The following is a 17,466-nucleotide window of genomic DNA, read 5'->3' on the forward strand; positions in this document are numbered from 1 at the left end:
TATTTACACTTACTCATATCTAATATGTGCTTAGATGCGCATTTGTACTTATAAATTAAGAACTGGCTTACGAATTAAATACGATGTGTAGGAAGAGATATAAGAATAACCAAATGTCTTAACGGCGCTGGCATGATGTACAACCTCGACAAGCAGACCGAGAGTGCTTATCTAAACGACCTCTTTGTATCTTACAGTATGCATTTTTAAGTGCTCGACGAGCTGAAAACCAATCATCAGGCTTTGTTAGAATCAAATAACCGTTAAAACGTTTAGTCAACTCAAGTCGGTATTCGTCAATAAATTTACTATCAAATCCAATATCAAAATATTCCAGAGCTTGTTCAATTGAAGTGAAGCTCGCAATAGTTTTCTGAATTTCGCTTTTTGACATCATCTTCATACTTTGGAGGGTTAAGAATTTAGGTTAAACCAGCCTACTTTTGTATTCATTGATCAACGTCCTTCCATTAGTCATTAGTTCTTTCACAACATGCACAGACACCAATACTAACCTTTATAATTGGTAACGATGAATTAAGGAGAACTAAATTCATAACAGCTCTTGGTTTTAAAGCAAACCGTCTGGTATTGTTGCAATTAAGAACTGGTTACCTGTATTACACTATGAAAAAACTCACTATTTTAGACGGCGGAATGGGTCGTGAGCTCCAAGATATTGGCGCCCCATTTTCACAACCACTTTGGAGTGCTCAAGCACTTATTGAATCACCGGAACATGTAGAACAAGCGCATAGAAACTTTATTAATGCAGGTGCAGAAATTATTATCACTAATAGTTACGCATGTGTTCCTTTCCACTTAGGTGATGACCTATACCAAAATCAAGGCGCAAAGCTTGCGCGAGATGCAGCCAAAATTGCACATGATGTCGCATCTTCAAAACCTAATCTTGAACTAGTTACCGACACTAACCCTATTGTTAACGTTACTAGTTCCATTAATAGTGCCCATGACTCTGATGAACAAAATGTTTGTCACTCGAAGGTACTGGTTGCTGGAGCAATACCTCCGCCGTTTGGTAGCTACCGACCTGATTTATTTAAAGCTGAAGAAGCAAAAGAGATCATACAAACCTTAATTGATGCACAGCAACCTTATGTTGATTTATGGATTGTTGAAACCATTTCTAGTTTAGAAGAATTCAAAACCATCGAGTCCGTGCTTAATCAATCTGAACAAGATGCTTATTACGCTTTCAGTTTAAGTGACGAAGTACATGAGCATGCCATTTTAAGATCAGGTCAATACGTAAAAACCGCCACAGAAATGGTCTGTGCTTCTGGAGCAAAAGGGATAATGTTTAACTGTTCCGTTCCTGAAGTAATGGAACAGGCAATAATCACGGCGAAAGACGTCATTTCTCGTTCAAACAGCGATATTGATATTGGTGTTTACGCGAACAACTTTATGCCAATTAAAGCTGAGCACAAAGCCAATGGTACTTTGCAAGCAATAAGAGAAATGACACCTGAAGAGCATTTAGTTTATGCCAAACGTTGGTATCAACTCGGTGCAACCATTATTGGCGGGTGTTGTGGCATCGGTCCATCTCATATAAAAGCATTAAGTGAGTGGCAAAAGTCACTCTAGTTACCGCTTTATCTGGTAGATGCCTACTAAGAGTGCCCCGATTAAAACAGCACTTCCCATGAACTTTAGAAAGGAACTCTATGTTCGAACAAGTTGTCAGTATTCTATTCCCCGTATTTGCATTAGCAGGGGTTGGGTTTGTTATTGGGTTATGGATTAAACCTGATTTTGCACCAATTAACCGCATCAACATGGATGTGTGCATACCAGCGTTGGTGTTTGCTTCGCTAACGATGATGCCCCTTAATACTGAGCAACTTCCTTTAATTTATGCTTCTCTAATCGCTCTTTTAGTTCCAGGTTTGTTGATGGTGCCCATTTGCAAAATATGGAAGTTAAATTTTAAAGCTTGGGCTCCACCCCATATGTTTCGTAATAGTGGCAACTTAGCCATTCCACTTTTTACTTACACTTTTGGTGAATCCGCACTTGCGCCAGCCGTTTTATTATTCGTGGTTTCAGCATGCGTGCATATCAGCCTTGGTCTAGCTCTGCTTAGTAAAGGTAATCCACTCAAGCAAATTTTCTCCATGCCGATATTTTTAGCGGCTACCCTAGCTATGCTCTTAAATTTGGCTGGAGTTTCAGTCTGGAAACCAATTTATGAAGCAACGTCTTTGCTTGGGCAAGCAGCGGTACCTATTATGTTACTCTCTCTGGGGTCTCAAATGGTCAACCTCAAGCTCAGTGGCGTTAAAGTTGGAATAATCAGCACTTTTCAATCTATCATTACTGGGGCAGTGTCGTTCACCATTATCTATTTATTTATTCCGCTCCCTACCCTCCACTTACAAATGATGGTGCTTTTTAGCATGCTGCCACCCGCGGTCATGAATTACTTGTTTGCTGAGCGTTTTCAAGTAGAACCAAGTAATGTCGCTTCAATGGTTTTATTTGGCAACTTCCTTAGTATTGTGACTTTACCAGTGCTGCTACTATTCGCACTTTCACTAGATTTTTAAAGTACTAATCAAGATGTTATTTCTTTCCATTTAAATTCAAATTTTCTCATAGAAAAACACAGGTAAAATTCGTGACCATTAGCACGAAGTCAACACTTAATAGAGAAAAACACGACACAATACAAACTATCATGTTGTATGTTTCATTTGGGAAATTTATTATATCTAATTGCATATAAACCAATCCTGAGAAACATTTTGAAGCGACTCTTGCTTATCACCACCCTGGCTTTTACTACACAATTACAGGCTGAAACTCTTGAGTTGTGGAGCGCATTCAATGGCGACGTGAACCATCAAATTGCTAAGCACTTTGAGGAATCAACAGGGCATAGGGTTACCACGCGGGAGTTTGCAAATGGCAACATCAAAGCAGAATTACTGTTAGCTAAGCAAAACCGAAATTACATGCCAGATCTTATATTCCTACCTTCTGATTACTTAGGTCTGCATGAGTATATTGCTCTTAACCCACTTCCTTCTGAATGGATTGAGCAAGCTAAGCTCGAAAAAACAGCCATTAAAAGTGTACAAGTGCACCAAGAATATATGGGGCTACCTTTGTTCTTGGGTAACCATTTAATGCTTTTTTATAATAAACAATTAGTTCAAAACCCCAATCTCACATGGGAGCAATTTTTTTCCTATGCGATTGATCATCCAAATGAACAACTACTAACCTTCCCAGCGAAGGATATGTATTTCTTTGTTGCATTTATGGAACTGTTCTTTCAACAAAAACCTCTTGGACAGTTAGATTTTACGAGCCAGTCAATGGTGCAATCTTTGAAGTTTTATCGCCAATTATTAAGCAAGCTCAATATTGAACTCGAATGCAATTCTGACTGTGCGCGAAACAAATTTTTGAATAGCGAAGTCCCATATTTAATCGATGGTGACTGGGCATTTGAATCATTGAACGATACATTCGGCGCTCAGTTAGGCATTACAAACTTACCGACTTATGAAGGTAATGCCATGCAGTCGCTTTCCGGCAGTAAAGTCATAGCGGTAACTAAAGGGGCTTTCCAAAACCCACAGAAACGAGAATTAGTTAAACGCTTTATTCAGTCAATGCAAGATGAGGCTTTTCTAAAACGTTTAAGTCAAAAATACCAATACATTTCTTCATTCAAACAAGTAAACCAAGAAGTTTTTACTGCCAGTGATGAACTCGCATTTGCTATTTACAATGAGTACCTCGTAGCGCAACCTATGCCAACCACTCTTCGCCTTTCATTTGTTTGGGAAGTGCTGTCTCGTGGGTTTTATCGTTATTTTGATGGTATGCCTGCTAAAGAGGTCACTCTTTACATGGATACTCTTGTTCATCAATTTGAATCAAAAATTGAGTCCTCGCGATGAGATTTCCCAAGTTAAGCCTTAGAAAAGTCCTTGCCTACTTTCTTATTATAGGTTCAGTAGCACCGCTCATCTTTGCCAGTAACAGTATTACAAAACGTATCGTACAAACCGATATGCAGGAAAAGGAAAAACAGATTTCCAATATCGCGGGCAGCATAGATAGTCAGCTAAAGGAAGAATTTGCACGCATTGAACACAGCTTAAGTTGGCTTTCACACGACCGCTTTAACATCCAAGCTGTTGATAATATTTTGTATTCATCGGTTATCAACCAAAACCTTGATCGCTTTAGAAACTTCTCGAATCTCATTAATAGTGTATATATTGTAAATGCCGACTGGGAACCTTTGTACAACTTCAATGGCAGTGATTACCAATTCGAGCAAAGCCAATTATATTCTGAATTGAAACAACAAACGGATGTCTATAAAAAGGGGCAAATGTTTCATTCGACTTTTTTTGAACCCAAAATCGCCCAACACCAAAAGAATAAAGGATCGGGGTCAGGTGTCGCTATTGCTTCCCCAATGCTGGCCTATACATTAGACCGTAATAAAAATTACCAAGCACTTGGTTATATTATTTTGTTAATTGATTTTGCTGATATTGAGCATTCTTTCTCTCATTTCTTATATGAAGAAGAATACTTTTCCATCTCTTCTTCAGACCGATTTGGTATTGTTCACCCTATTGAATCTGATAAAGACAATGAAGCATTCAATAAACCGTTTCATTACTCTTCCACATCTCTTTTCAAACCTTTGACACTGAATCTTGAATATAGATTTTCAAACACATACCGCTTGAAAGCGATGAATGAATCACGAAAAACCCTTTCAATTATCTTCGGATTTACTCTCATAGTCAGTTTTACTATTGCTTTATTCTTTAATCGATGGATTAAAAAACAATTCACACTGATGGAAAAAACCATTGTGAGCTACGCTAAAAACGAAGATCCAAGTGGACAAAAATTCCAATTTACTGAGTTCATGAACATCACGATGATTTTACGAAAAATGAGTACAACCATTCGTAGACAGTTATCAGAACTCAAAAATCAAAATGCACAATTAGCGTATTCAAAAAAAATAATTGAAGAGTCTAACCATAAATTATCTATGTTTAATCAGGAGCTAGAGGATCAAGTTCAAACACAAACGGCTCAGATATCGGAAGCTTTATTTAGAGAAGAACAACATAAAAACAACCTGGCGGCAGTCATTGAATTTGCTTCACAATATAGCGACATTCCATATAGGCTTGCACCAGTGAAGATAAAAGAACAACTCACAGTTCTTTTCCCTAATACACCATTCGATTTAGTCTTATCTTCAGAAATCGAACACGGTCTTTCATTACATTCGAGTAAAGGAGAGTGGTTAGCGTCTTTAATCTATGAAGAAACGTTAGAGTTAAAAGAACAGAATTTAGTGTTTAGGTTATTTTTAAAACAGTTATCTGCTTGGTTAGAGTTACTGACAATTGCAAGAAAAGACGGGCTTTTGCCTTGCAAAAATCGCAAAGCTTTTAATGAAGATTTTAATACCATCGATTTAAGCAATATCGGTTTATTTATTATAGATATTAATGGTTTAAAGATAATTAATGACAACTATGGTCATGACCTTGGTGATGCCTTAATTCAATTATGTTGCAATACGATTCAGCAGCAACTCGCATCTGAAGACACTTTATATAGAATTGGTGGGGATGAGCTTGCAATTCTAACGAATCACCACACTTTCGCAGAATGCAGTAAGTTAGATGCACGGTTAAGCCAATCGCAAGAAGGACTGACTCTAACTGACGGTAAAGGAAAGCAGCACTCTGCCCATTTCTCAATTGGTTGGGCGAATAATGATAAATCGGCTCATGATATACAACTTAATACCAGTGATTTATTCAAGCAAGCAGATGAGATGATGTACAAAAACAAACAATCCTTCTATAACGCAGACACTAAGCTATAGAGAATGCATCAAGCTATAGAATGTGCATCAAGTGCTTTGAAATCATATGAACTACTCGTATTCTTTCAACCATACTTTTAGGAGTGCATTCGCGCTTTGTTTCTGATTGTCGGTGAGAGATTGAACTAATCGCTTTTGCGTTTCAACATGTTCAATTATCATCTCATCGATCAAAATCAGACCTTTTTTAGTCAATTCAACCGTAACACTTCTTCGATCTTCTTTACTGTGTGCTCTTGCGATTAAACCTTTACCTTCAAGTTTATCAAGACGATTTGTCATTGCACCTGATGTCAGCATTAATGAGCCAATAAGCTCTGATGGCGTCAATAAATACGGTTTACCTGAACGTCTTAGCGTTGCTAATACATCAAACTCACCTAGCTTCAGATCATATCTTTTATGAAGTTCAGCCACTTCCGTTTCCATATATTTAGCAATGCGCATTACTCGCCCCATCATCGCCATTGCTTCCGTTTCAAGGTCTGGCTTTTCTTTTGCCCACTGCTCTAGCACTCGATCAATTGCGTCCATATACCACAACACCTGTTCAATAAGATTTAATACGCAAGTATCTTAACATGAAGATACTTTACAATCATATATTATAAGTATAGAGTTCAATTATCGACTTATCTTTACGTTAAGATATTTAAAATGAACATATTACTTGCCATGATCCCTGCTTTTTTTTGGGGAACAACATATGCTGTAACGCAATACACTCTTGAAGGCTGGTCACCACTCCTTTTAGGTGCCCTGCGTGCTTTACCCGCCGGTTTATTGCTTCTAGCGATTAAGCCAAGTTTACCTAAAAGAGATGAATGGCCGATCATCTTCAGCTTAGGCTTGATCAACATTGCGACCTTCTTCGGGCTGATTTTCGTTATGGCACTCACGTTACCATCTGCCATATCAGGTGTAGGGATGATTTCAGTACCAGTTTTTGCCATGCTATTTCACTGGGTGGTTAAAAAGCAACGCCCTCATCTAATCCAAGCCATCGCAGGCGCCGGCCTTATCGCACTAGCATGGATGTTGTTTAACCCAAGTCAAATTAGCCTTAATCCTATCGGTTTAGGAGCAATGCTGGCTGCTATCTTTTGCATTATTATCGGCAGCAGTATTACCAAATCTCTTGGTAACCGCATGCATTGGTGGACGGTTCTAACATGGCAACTCATCATGGGAGGAGTTATCCTTTCAGTCGTTACCATGATTCATGCCCTTATTGATCCTCAGACTTATGTTAATTCATTGATGAACTTTGATCGTCGTAATTTGTTAGGGCTACTATGGGTAATTTGCTTGAATACAGCACTTGGCTACGGCATGTATGTATGGTTGTTGCAAAGAATGTCAGTGGTTGATTTCACATTTGGTGGGATTGCGAATCCGATTGCTGGAATTACAGCGGGAATGGTTCTATTAGGTGAGTCATTTACTATCACGCAATACAGCCTAATGCTCGGGATGATTGTGATGTCTTTACTGCCTCAAGTTATTGCCTCAATCAAGCAAACAAGATCCCAAACCAAAGCGTTATGAACTTAAACAATCCCTGAATGCTTAATACTTAAAAACTCTTCTGAATAGCTGTTATTCAGAAGAGTTAGTTCATCATGAGCGGTAGACAATTTATTTCTGAATAAATGATACAACTTCTTCATTACTTAGATATCGCCAGCGACCAGATTCAACATCGAGCTCAACTTGACCAATCTTTTCTCTATGCAAAGAGATTACACGGTTTCCAACTGCAGCAAACATACGCTTAACTTGATGAAACTTACCTTCGGTGATAGTTAAAAGTACTTCATTCGGTTCAACAACTTCGAGAATGGCTGGGCGTGTCAGTTCTTTTTCGCCTTGCAGCTCAATTCCATGTTTAAATTTTTCAGCTACATCTTCAGCAATAGGACGAGTCAAACCCACTCGATACACTTTCTGGCATTGCTTAGCCGGTACTGTGATATTAAAAGACCAATGTCCATCATCAGTTATTAACACCAAGCCAGTTGTATCCGCATCCAGTCTGCCTGCAATATGAAGTTCCGAAACTTTATCGACATCTAAGTAGTTAAAAAGTGATGGGTATGCTTCATCCACATTTGAACAAATTGTGCCAGATGGTTTATTCATCAAGATATATCGAAACGGGCGAGCAATAAGAACAATACCATTCTGAGTTACGGTATTATTTTCGTGAACTTGTTTAGATTCCTCTAAACAAACTACCCCGTTAACTGCAACTTCACCTTTGTTTATGGCAATTGTTGCTTCATTTTTTAGCAGGTCAGTACTTTTGCAGATGAACTTATCTAAACGCATCCTTGTTACCCTCTACGTGATGCGAGAATTTCTGTAATATCCATCGTTTCGCGGTACAAACTTAGCTCTTGTTCTTTCGATTCAATTGCAATGATAGACATGCGATCTGCAAGTTCATTACCTTCAATGCCTACATGACCATTTACATGGTGTATTTCGATGTGTTTTTCCAATTCTTGGTACAGTGAGAACATTTGCTTAATTAAGTCCAAATTTTTAATCTCACCACCTGCTTTTACCCAACCTTTCTTTTGCCAACCTGCTGCCCATTGAGTAATACATTGGATCGAATACATAGAATCGCAAAAAACTCCCACACTCAAATTTTGCTTAATCTTATCTTTTGCGATTAACATGGCTTGGTATAAACCATTCAACTCAGCTGTGTTATTAGTACCCATCTCTTGATAGATGCCATACCACAGTTCAGTCAATGTATTATCTTGATAAATAGCGATACCAGAACCCGCCTCACCAGGATTTGGCTCACTCGCCCCATCGGTAAAGATTTTCACATCTAGCGGCATGGTCTCAATTTGTACCTGAGTGAGCTTAGGCTTCTTGGGTTTACTTGATGACTTAGGTTTGCTGGATAGATTAGAGCTACTTGATGGAGCAGAACCACTCGCAGCCCCAACTTTATTTCCAAATGCGCTTTCAGCTTCAGCTAAGGTTGGGAAAGATTTAAACTTTGCTCCCGCAAACGCGTTTACTTGCGCTTGGCACTGTGCCCAAGTGTCAAAAATGCCCGTCTTGCGACCTTTCCAAACTACATAATATTTTTTAGCCAAAGCTGAATCTCTTAAATTGTGGGAATACAACAAATACAATATCTGTGTATTCGATTACCCTAAGGAATAATGTTACCACTATCTGGTGACTTATCGATGACTCCTACTAAAATCAGTCAATTTATTTGTCTTTGTAAGATCTTTCATCTTTATCTGTTTCTTAATTGTACTGATTAAGACGGTTTTCGAACGTAAAAAGGCTCATACTGCTTTAACTCAAAAGAGTCGTTCAGTATGAGCCTTTGAAATTTGTCTAAACGTCGTAATCAGATGTCAGTCAACTGCCTATCATTTAAAAAAAATAGGCTTTACATACTTAGATTATAACGCGACACCGTTCACTGTAAGTTTTACATCAATGTTGCCACGTACCGCATTTGAGTATGGGCATACTTGGTGGGCCGTTTTTACAAGTTGAACTGCGTCTTCTTGATCAAGCTCTAACTCTACAGATAGGCTAATATCCAAAGCAAAACCACCATTGTCATTAGGACCAATTGCAACAGTTGCAGTCGTTGGTGCTGCCTTAATTGCGACTTTAGTTTCACGCGCTACGTGCAAAATTGCATTTGAAAAACATGCAGAATAACCCGCGGCAAACAGTTGCTCTGGATTTGTCGCTTCGCCTGTCCCACCCATTTCTTTTGGGTAACTCAAGTCTAAAGCTAGTTTATTGTCATCTGTTGATACTTGACCATTGCGACCCGCTAAAGCTGTTGCTGATGTTGTGTAAAGTGCTTGCATGATTCATCTTCCTTCAATTTTTAATTGGTGATTAGCTAAAGAACACAAATTAAATTGCGCACAACCAACCTTTAAAGCAATACTAATCGCAAATTAAATAATGCGCAAGTAAGTTGCGCACAATTTAAATAGTCACTATATATAAAAAAGGTCACTGCTCGCTTAAAGCAATGACCCTTACATTTAACAATTGAGTGTAACCATTTGATTATTAGTTTATTTAACTCACAAACCAAACGTTATTGAGAAACGGTCAATACAATTTTACCAACATGATCTTTTTTCAGAAACGTATCTTGTGCGGCAGCTACTTCCTGCAGTGAAAAAGTTTGAGCCACAATTGGTTTGATCTTTTTCTCTTCAATACACTTAACTAGATTTGGGAAAACTTCAGGTTCTAATACTGTACAACCGAAAAAGCTTAAATCTTTTAAATAGAGTGTTCTAACATCTAATTCGACAAGAGGTCCTGCAATTGCACCTGAAACTGCATAACGACTACCCGGCTTGAGCACTTGAAAAAACTGTGACCATTGATAACCCGCGACAAGGTCAATCACAACGTTAACGCTATTCCCCCCTAATGCATCCACTAGGTTTACATTGCGAGGGATCACTTTATCCGCCCCTAGATCCAAAATTTGTTGGTTCTTATTTGGGCTAGTGATCGCAATGACATATGCACCGCGAGCCTTCGCAAGCTGAATTGCTGCAGAGCCAACACCACCAGAAGCACCAGAAATCAAAACCGTATCTTTTGAAGTCACCGCAGATCTTGTTAACATGTTTTCCGCTGTGGAATAAGAGCAAGGAAATGAAGCGAGTTCTGAGTGAGTTAAATCACTATCAATTGCAAACGCATGCTGGCTAGCTATTACGGTATACTCTGCGAATCCACCATCACATTCTGAACCGAAATACCAAGGGGATTCTAGCTCTTTGCTATTCACTTCTCTTAAACAAGGTTCAATTAATACCCTTTCGCCAATGCGCTCTTGGCTAATATTATCTCCAACAGCTGCGATTATTCCACAAACATCTGCGCCTTGAATACGTGGAAATTTTATAGCCTCACCAGACCAACTCGCGTCATCACTGTCGTCACCTTTTGAGTACCAGCCTATGCGGGTGTTAATGTCTGTATTGTTTACACCTGCAGCCATAACTCGTACCAATACATCATTTCCACTGAGCTGAGGAACTGGAATTAATTCGTTAAATTCCAACATTTCCGACCCGCCATGCCCTACCAACTGTAGCCCTTTCATTATATTTGGTATTGTACCCATCACTGTTTCCTTAAATATATTCTTAACACTACAGAGGCGCACTGAGCATTCGTAATGCAACAGATTTAGCCGATATAACGGCAGTTTTACCGACAAGCGACCATGCGCTCGACACACCTTCATGCAATAGAAATAATTCAACCGATAAATCTGGTCGTTGGCTCAGTTCTCCCAGTAATTGCTGAACTTCTTTTTTATGTTCTTTGACCACTCGATTCATGAGCTCATTATCTGGAAAAGCCGCAATAGCATTCATCGATAAGCATCCATGTGGAGCAAATTCTTTCATCCAGACTTCAAGCTGTTCAAATATGAACAAAGTCGCGTCTTCAGGTTTTTTAGGCGCGTCCTCGCGTAAAAATTTTAGATAACGTTGATGCCTAAACTCTAATGCGCCTACGATCATCGCTTCTTTCGACGGATAATATTTATACAGAGTTCGCAAGCTAACATTACAAGCCGTTTTAAGCTGCGCTACGCTTGGCTCTGCAAATCCACATCGACTGAAAGCTTCTTCAAGGCTTGCTGCAAGTTGCTCTTTAAGCATAAATTTCCCTTTTTTATTACTTCTGGTTATTAAATAAAACAAAGTAGAACATATATTCTACCCTCATGGTAGAATATGCGCTCTACCCCTGTCAATTCACAATTCAATTGTTAATTCTATTTTTATAGTTTCTCTAAAACCAGTCAGTCGCACGGTGTTAGCAGTGCTGTATTTGGAATAAAATTTGTAAATAATTCTTATTAATCACATTGTATGACCTCAGTCTCAGAAAAATGATCAAAAGTAATTATAAAATCACCCATCCCCAAGCAAACGATTACGGTAACAATGAACGCAACCAGTACTTTGATTCATGACACTTTAAAAGGGCTATCTCTTCACGCTCCTGAACAGCACGCCCAAATTCGCCAAGCTTTGTATGAACAATTAAGCTTACCATTCGATAAGCAGCTAACCTTGTACGCCAGCGTATTAGGTCCATTTAGTTCAGGGAAACTATCTGGCGGTGAAAATATCGATAAAGCAGTAAGCTTGGCACTTGAAGTTTTACAAGAGCCAAACAAGTAATTTGTATACGAAAATACCTTCACCTCCCCCTAAGGTATTTTTAAAAAACAATTTATTGCCTATTCTGGCAAAACAAAAAAGCCCAGCATTTCTGCTGGGCTTTTTTATGAATAATATAAATATTACTTTGTAATAAATATTTGTTCTGTTTCTAGCGATGTCATGGCACGTACTTGGCGCCAAATATAGTAGAAAATTCCCAACATCATCAACATGCTTGGAATAGCGATCGCAGGGTAACTGTAAAGAGTTAACTTACCTAACTCTTCATTAAAAGCAGCCGTACCTGATGGGCTGGTTACAATCCAAGTCGCAAGGAAATAGTTCATTGCTGAGGAAAATGCAAAAGTGCTGGCGAATAGATAGTTTGATGTCATTAAACAACGTTCGAAGCGTTCTGTTGAGCCTGACTGCTTCAATTTTTCTTGGATAAGAGAAATGTTTAGCAATGCAGGTGTAAAGATAACTTTCTGGATAAATGGGTAACGAGTGAAGGTAGATCCAAGAACCGCTAAGCCTATCAAACCAGGAATTAATGCTTCTTTTAACGCTAACCAACGAGTGTCTAGCTCAAATAAACCAATACCTCCCGTCAATAACACGCTAACAAAGCCAAGAGCAGCAATAAAATTAAACTTTTTATTTTTAATTAATTCCATACCACCATAAGCGATTGGAAATGCTAACGCGACAATTAGTGCTAAGCCCGTTCCTAGGTGCTCATCACCGCTGAACTTCATTAAAATAAATGAAGGCAAAAATACGTTAAAAAGAATCTCGAACAATGGGTTCGATTTTTTGTTACCAGTATTAGTCATAGTTCCAAGTACATTCGTTGTAGAGGTAATTCTCTGGGATTGTTCTTTGCCCAGTCCAAGATGTAAAGCCCTAAGGCTTCAAGCAATGTAACAGTATGTGACATACAAATGACAGAATATGTCATTAAGTCGCTTAGTATAAAGTGAACTCAAATAATTGCGATACCTAGAGACTTATTGTGATGAGGTCTTTCGCTTCTAGTTCTAGTTCTAGTTCTAGTTCTAGTTCTAGTTCTAGTTCTAGTTCTAGTTACACAGTTTGACGCTAATAAAGTACAAAGTCTGTATCCAAATTATAGCTTCTTGTCGTGGGTTGCTGCTGCCCATCAGTTAACCTTTTTACTTCCGCATAAGTATACTCACGAAGTTCAGATATCTGCACGATTCCATCTTGATTTAAATCTGCAGCTTGTTCAGACAACCCTTTAATAACTGCAGAGGTAAACACTCCATTGCCAATATTGCTTTTTTCAAGGGCAAATTCGTAACCGCCAGAAGCACTAATGACTACCGCTCCCGTTGAGGCTCGTAAATCCACAAATGCCGTTTGAAGTTTTTGGTATGATTTATTCAATCCATCCTGTTCGGTAGGCTTTCTTGATTTAACTTTAAAACCTCGACTTACAACTCCCTCTGCAAGTTTTGAGTTATTGTTAGAAGCAAATTCATTCACCTCACCTGAATGGCAAGTATCCAGCATCAATAACTTATAACGAGATGGAGAGGCATCAATAACATCACTAATAGTCTGATAACTTATCCCCCTAATCTCTGGATTGTCGGGGGTAATATCATGTGCTGCAAAATAGTACTTTTCCTGCTTATCGAGAAACCCATGACCTGCGAAGAAAACCACTAATCGGTCATCTGCTTTCGCCTGACTCACAAATTGTTTAACTTGTTCCATTGATTCACGAGTTACGTTTTCATCATGAAGTGACAAATTAATCACTTTGTTGAAAGCTTCGCTGTTTTGGAATAGTGACAGCATGTCTTCTGCGTCTTTGCGAGCATAACTTAAATTCAGTTCAGGGTATTGATATTTAGAAACACCAACGCTTACTATATAAAGGTCAGGCTTACTTTTTATTTGAGGCCGGAAATAGCTTACAGTTTGGCTTCTTGTTTTATTGCCCGCTTCATCCTCGGCAAAAAGGCGTATCGTATTCAATCCTGAAGAGAGTTCAATCTGTAGACTTCCTAGCCCTCCTGAAATGGGTTGCCCTTTTGTGCCAAAGACAGGCGTTTCATTGACTAGAACATGTAATTTCCCAGTAAAGTCCTCTGACATCGTCCAATCTAATGTCACATCATCTTGTTGTTTAAAACTTGCTTCACCTGTAACTGTAAATTGAAAGTCTTTAGTGTCTTTAACATTCAATTCAGGTTTAAAACCGGGACTTCTGTTTTGACGAGCTTCCACGATAATTCGCCACATTTTGATTTGGCTTTTATCTGAATAGCCCAATCGTTCTAAAATAATATCAGGTCGATTAAGCCAAAGATCATAGCGACGGTAATCAAATAGCTGTTTTTTATTGACGAAACTTGCCCTGTGAATTCCTTTTGGAGTTCCCCAATAGTAACCTTCTGGCGTACTCAATACGATCTCGCCGGAACTATCAACTACCATAGTCAGCGCAAGCTTACCCTGCCTATTTGCAATATCATGCTCAAGTAAAGGGAAGGATGTAGACATCCTCTGATGAATGGGTAATAACCCAACTCTATCGGGTCGCCAGAACTTAATTTCCCCCATCGCCGATGCAGATACTATCAAGTTGTTATCGAGTTCAAGCATCGCAGTCACTTGACCGTTGTGGGCGCGAAAATTTTCTGTAATGGTCCCAGACGCCATATTTCTTATTGTAATCGATCCTTTTTCGTCCCCTAACCAAAGCTGCTTGTTGCCAGTGGCGAGTTGAGCGGTAGTCGTTCCCCAATTGGCTTCAAAGGTATCAACCTTCTCCCCTTTTGCATTAAATCGGCTAATCAACGGAATTGAGGCATTGTAGAAGTTATCCATTTCACTCAAACCTGTCGCGATAAAGCCGTTTTCAATTCCGTTACTGATTAATGCTGAATATGGCGCATTTACATAGCCAGCTTTCAGCTCTTTTGCGTGATTCGGCAAAAGTAACCGCCCTCCAGCGGCTAAAACAACGTAATCCGTCCCATTTTTATTCAGGGAAACAACCTCATACGCGGCTTCGCTAAACTGATGCATTAAGTGCTCCATACCATCCAGTAAAGAGTATTTATATAACGCATTATCATCACTTAAATACAGGAGACCATTTTCAATCCAATGCGAATCGACTATTTTTCTGGGTAAATGGACTGGTGGAAAGTGGCCTTCCATACTAATGAGCAGGTTCACTGCCTGTGATCGAATCAGCATGACGTCATTGTCTATTGAAATCTCGTTTGCAATAAATTGTAATTTTTCGCTGATCACTTCCAGAGTGTCTAAGTTGACCTCCTTTATTTCAGTTTTACCGGCAAGATAATCATGACTTACTAAGTAAAGCGATGAACCATAATGAAAAATGTCGGCAATGGGATCGACCTGAGAGTGAATTTGGTCAAGCACTATCCCCTCGTCTTTATCGATCAGCTCAATCACTGGTTCAAAATTATTGCCTATGACTTTTTCACCACCAGCAAAAAGTATTTTTTTATCATCATCGAGTGCTTGAGCTTTATTTTCTACCAAAGACCATGGAGATTCGTAACCAAACTCCCACTCACCTTGATAGTTATATTGACCGTTCCGGCTAATTAGTAAATCATGATCACGACTAAAACTGAGGCGTTTTGTGTTAATTTCAACTATCGATTTTTGCTCATAGTCCAGTAATCCGCACCGTTCAGATTCTGAAGAACAATAAATGGCTTTAGGTAAATTAGGATGAAGTTCCAGATAGTCTAATCTAGGGTTTGATTGTGAGTCGCCAGTAAACAGCCGCCCTAATGTTATAGCTTCTTGCACTATCTCAAACGTTACATCAGGTTTCGAGCACCATGATTGAGTAAAATCCCGGTCGCCCTTACAGCTTTCGTGACTAACGTTCAATTTGTATAAACTGGTGGACCCATCATCTGAAACCACAAGAACTCGACCATCATTTCTCGCCGTTAATTGACTCGCGGTTTTTTTAAGTTCTAGCAGCGTCTGTTTAGAGTTATAACCAGAGTTAAAGAGTTCAATTTCGTCTTTTTCATTAAGGGTTAATGTGTAATGACCAAATGAAGCTGCCGATTTAATTCCCCTTTCAGGATCGAAATCAACAACCTGCCCAAATGGTCTAAACTTATCGGCAATGGATACATAGTTTTCAATAAACCGGTCATCGCTAACCACGGAAAGCGTACTGCCTTCAGCGTCGAACTTAAGCTGATCACCACTGGCAGGGCTTGAATAGAGCGTTTTACGTTGAGTTAAATCCCAAAAAGTGAGCCAGTTTGAACCATTGCTGTCCCTCCCTTTACTTAAAAATGCGAGTAAGTTGGTTTCTGGAATAAATTGAATTGCGGTGACTTCCCCCTGAGGGTGAACATTAAGTACTGGTTCAGGTGAAAATTCACTGATAGAGCGATTCCCATAAGAGTAACTTAACCTTTCAACAATAAACCCGCTTACCCAGTTTGGTTCTTGAACAAGCGTAAGGTCGCAAGAAAAGGTAATGTCCGTAATTCTTCCATCATCTTTCAAAACAGTAAGTTGATAGCGGCATGGCGTTAATGTTTCTTTACCTTTAAAGGTTTCAATATCGATGACAAATTCCGCAACTGGCTTGCCCCACTTTTCAGTCACATCGGCTAACCTAATCGTGGATTTCCCACCTAGACCTCCAGTATATTTTTCATTCACAGGGTAAGTTTTATCCAGTGTGTAGCTGTGACTAGATATAATTGTCGACATTACGTCATAAAAATTACCAGCATTTACCGCTTTAATGAAATGTTGCCTATCATCACCTGTGTAGCCATCATAGATTTCATCACCAGGGTCTTCTTCAACAAGTTGCCAATGGTTATCTTGCAGTAATGCTACTGCTGAAGAGCCCATCAAACGACGGTCTTCATAACTCATATTAAGATATTGACCGCTGCCTTTGAAATTCTCTAAATAGTTAATCTTCCAACGTTGCTGCTCACTTGCCTGTGGCTTTTGACGTAGCACAAAACGAACGAACCCTTCCTCTCTGACATCATGATATCGCTTATGACTACCATCGCGTTCTCTTAATGTCGTCTTTCGACTGTGCATGGTAAGCATGGAATCTCCAACCACTAGTTGGAACTTTGGAATGGTAACGCCTTGTTCAGAAAATGCAGGAAAGGATGAAAGGAATAACAGGCTGCAGATTAATGATTTATACGTAATCTCCTTATATACTAATTCTTGAAATACAAGCCCCTTAAATACAAGCCCCATAGATGTAAAATCTTTACATATCAGAACCTTACTCAACAACTGTTTATGCATCAGAGCTTTATA

The 17,466-nt window shown here is 39.1% G+C and carries 15 protein-coding genes; 6 read left to right on the forward strand and 9 right to left on the reverse strand.

Translation table 11 applies throughout. The features are described 5' to 3' along the window. Nucleotides 1-118 precede the first annotated feature (118 nt). Nucleotides 119-394, reverse strand: coding sequence for a nitrogenase-stabilizing/protective protein NifW (locus L4C37_RS20170; RefSeq protein ID WP_429769738.1), 276 nt, complete (start codon nucleotides 392-394; stop codon nucleotides 119-121). 233 nt (nucleotides 395-627) lie between these two features. On the opposite strand from L4C37_RS20170, the gene L4C37_RS20175 reads away from it, so the two are divergent. The 4 genes from L4C37_RS20175 (at nucleotide 628) to L4C37_RS20190 (ending at nucleotide 5,914) form a co-directional block, all read left to right on the forward strand. Next, a complete protein-coding gene (locus L4C37_RS20175) occupies nucleotides 628-1,614 on the forward strand; it encodes a homocysteine S-methyltransferase family protein (RefSeq protein WP_429769688.1) in 987 nt (328 codons plus the stop codon). 80 nt (nucleotides 1,615-1,694) lie between these two features. After that, a complete protein-coding gene (locus L4C37_RS20180; RefSeq protein WP_429769689.1) occupies nucleotides 1,695-2,576 on the forward strand; it encodes an AEC family transporter in 882 nt (293 codons plus the stop codon). 210 nt (nucleotides 2,577-2,786) lie between these two features. Continuing rightward, the gene (locus L4C37_RS20185; protein ID WP_429769691.1) at nucleotides 2,787-3,941 is read left to right on the forward strand and encodes a sugar ABC transporter substrate-binding protein; all 1,155 of its coding nucleotides are present in this window, start codon (nucleotides 2,787-2,789) and stop codon (nucleotides 3,939-3,941) included. Then, nucleotides 3,938-5,914, forward strand: a complete 1,977-nt coding sequence (locus tag L4C37_RS20190; protein ID WP_429769693.1) for a GGDEF domain-containing protein — start codon at nucleotides 3,938-3,940, stop codon at nucleotides 5,912-5,914. The genes L4C37_RS20185 and L4C37_RS20190 overlap by 4 nt, the downstream gene beginning before the upstream one ends. Nucleotides 5,915-5,965: 51 nt before the next feature. On the opposite strand, the gene L4C37_RS20195 is transcribed toward L4C37_RS20190, so the two are convergent. Next, the gene (locus L4C37_RS20195) at nucleotides 5,966-6,448 is read right to left on the reverse strand and encodes a MarR family winged helix-turn-helix transcriptional regulator (RefSeq protein ID WP_137374362.1); all 483 of its coding nucleotides are present in this window, start codon (nucleotides 6,446-6,448) and stop codon (nucleotides 5,966-5,968) included. Nucleotides 6,449-6,571: 123 nt separating this feature from the next. Here L4C37_RS20195 and L4C37_RS20200 point away from each other — a divergent pair, with 123 nt between their 5' ends. Further along, nucleotides 6,572-7,462 (forward strand): DMT family transporter, encoded by an 891-nt coding sequence (locus L4C37_RS20200; protein WP_273297321.1) that lies wholly within the window; start codon nucleotides 6,572-6,574, stop codon nucleotides 7,460-7,462. Between the two features lie 90 nt (nucleotides 7,463-7,552). Here L4C37_RS20200 and L4C37_RS20205 read toward each other — a convergent pair whose 3' ends face one another. The 5 genes from L4C37_RS20205 to L4C37_RS20225 all read right to left on the reverse strand — a co-directional run bounded on the left by L4C37_RS20205 (nucleotide 7,553) and on the right by L4C37_RS20225 (nucleotide 11,616). Further along, nucleotides 7,553-8,245, reverse strand: a complete 693-nt coding sequence (locus L4C37_RS20205) for a pseudouridine synthase (protein ID WP_429769696.1) — start codon at nucleotides 8,243-8,245, stop codon at nucleotides 7,553-7,555. 5 nt (nucleotides 8,246-8,250) lie between these two features. After that, entirely contained in the window at nucleotides 8,251-9,036 is a 786-nt protein-coding gene (locus tag L4C37_RS20210; RefSeq protein WP_137374365.1) for a ribonuclease H family protein, read from the reverse strand. A gap of 321 nt (nucleotides 9,037-9,357) precedes the next feature. Further along, nucleotides 9,358-9,780 carry an organic hydroperoxide reductase Ohr gene (gene ohr, locus L4C37_RS20215; protein WP_429769697.1) on the reverse strand — a complete coding sequence of 141 codons (423 nt, stop codon included), beginning with the start codon at nucleotides 9,778-9,780 and terminating at the stop codon, nucleotides 9,358-9,360. Between the two features lie 239 nt (nucleotides 9,781-10,019). Continuing rightward, nucleotides 10,020-11,069, reverse strand: coding sequence for an alcohol dehydrogenase family protein (locus L4C37_RS20220; RefSeq protein ID WP_429769699.1), 1,050 nt, complete (start codon nucleotides 11,067-11,069; stop codon nucleotides 10,020-10,022). 28 nt (nucleotides 11,070-11,097) lie between these two features. Further along, on the reverse strand, nucleotides 11,098-11,616 hold the full coding sequence (locus L4C37_RS20225; RefSeq protein WP_429769701.1) for a TetR/AcrR family transcriptional regulator: 519 nt from the start codon (nucleotides 11,614-11,616) through the stop codon (nucleotides 11,098-11,100). 288 nt (nucleotides 11,617-11,904) lie between these two features. Between L4C37_RS20225 and L4C37_RS20230 the strand changes: the two genes are divergently transcribed. Further along, nucleotides 11,905-12,144: a PAS factor family protein gene (locus L4C37_RS20230; protein ID WP_137375226.1), complete on the forward strand. Its 240-nt coding sequence runs from the start codon at nucleotides 11,905-11,907 to the stop codon at nucleotides 12,142-12,144. A gap of 122 nt (nucleotides 12,145-12,266) precedes the next feature. Here the strand turns inward: L4C37_RS20230 and L4C37_RS20235 are convergent, their stop codons facing one another. Together L4C37_RS20235 and L4C37_RS20240 are read right to left on the reverse strand one after the other, a co-directional pair. Then, nucleotides 12,267-12,962, reverse strand: a complete 696-nt coding sequence (locus tag L4C37_RS20235) for a VC0807 family protein (RefSeq protein WP_137375227.1) — start codon at nucleotides 12,960-12,962, stop codon at nucleotides 12,267-12,269. Nucleotides 12,963-13,227: 265 nt separating this feature from the next. Then, on the reverse strand, nucleotides 13,228-17,244 hold the full coding sequence (locus L4C37_RS20240) for a caspase family protein (protein WP_429769703.1): 4,017 nt from the start codon (nucleotides 17,242-17,244) through the stop codon (nucleotides 13,228-13,230). Between the last annotated feature and the right edge of the window lie 222 nt (nucleotides 17,245-17,466).

Origin of the sequence: Vibrio kagoshimensis (genome assembly GCF_050337535.1) — a bacterium.
Taxonomy (GTDB): domain Bacteria; phylum Pseudomonadota; class Gammaproteobacteria; order Enterobacterales; family Vibrionaceae; genus Vibrio; species Vibrio gallaecicus.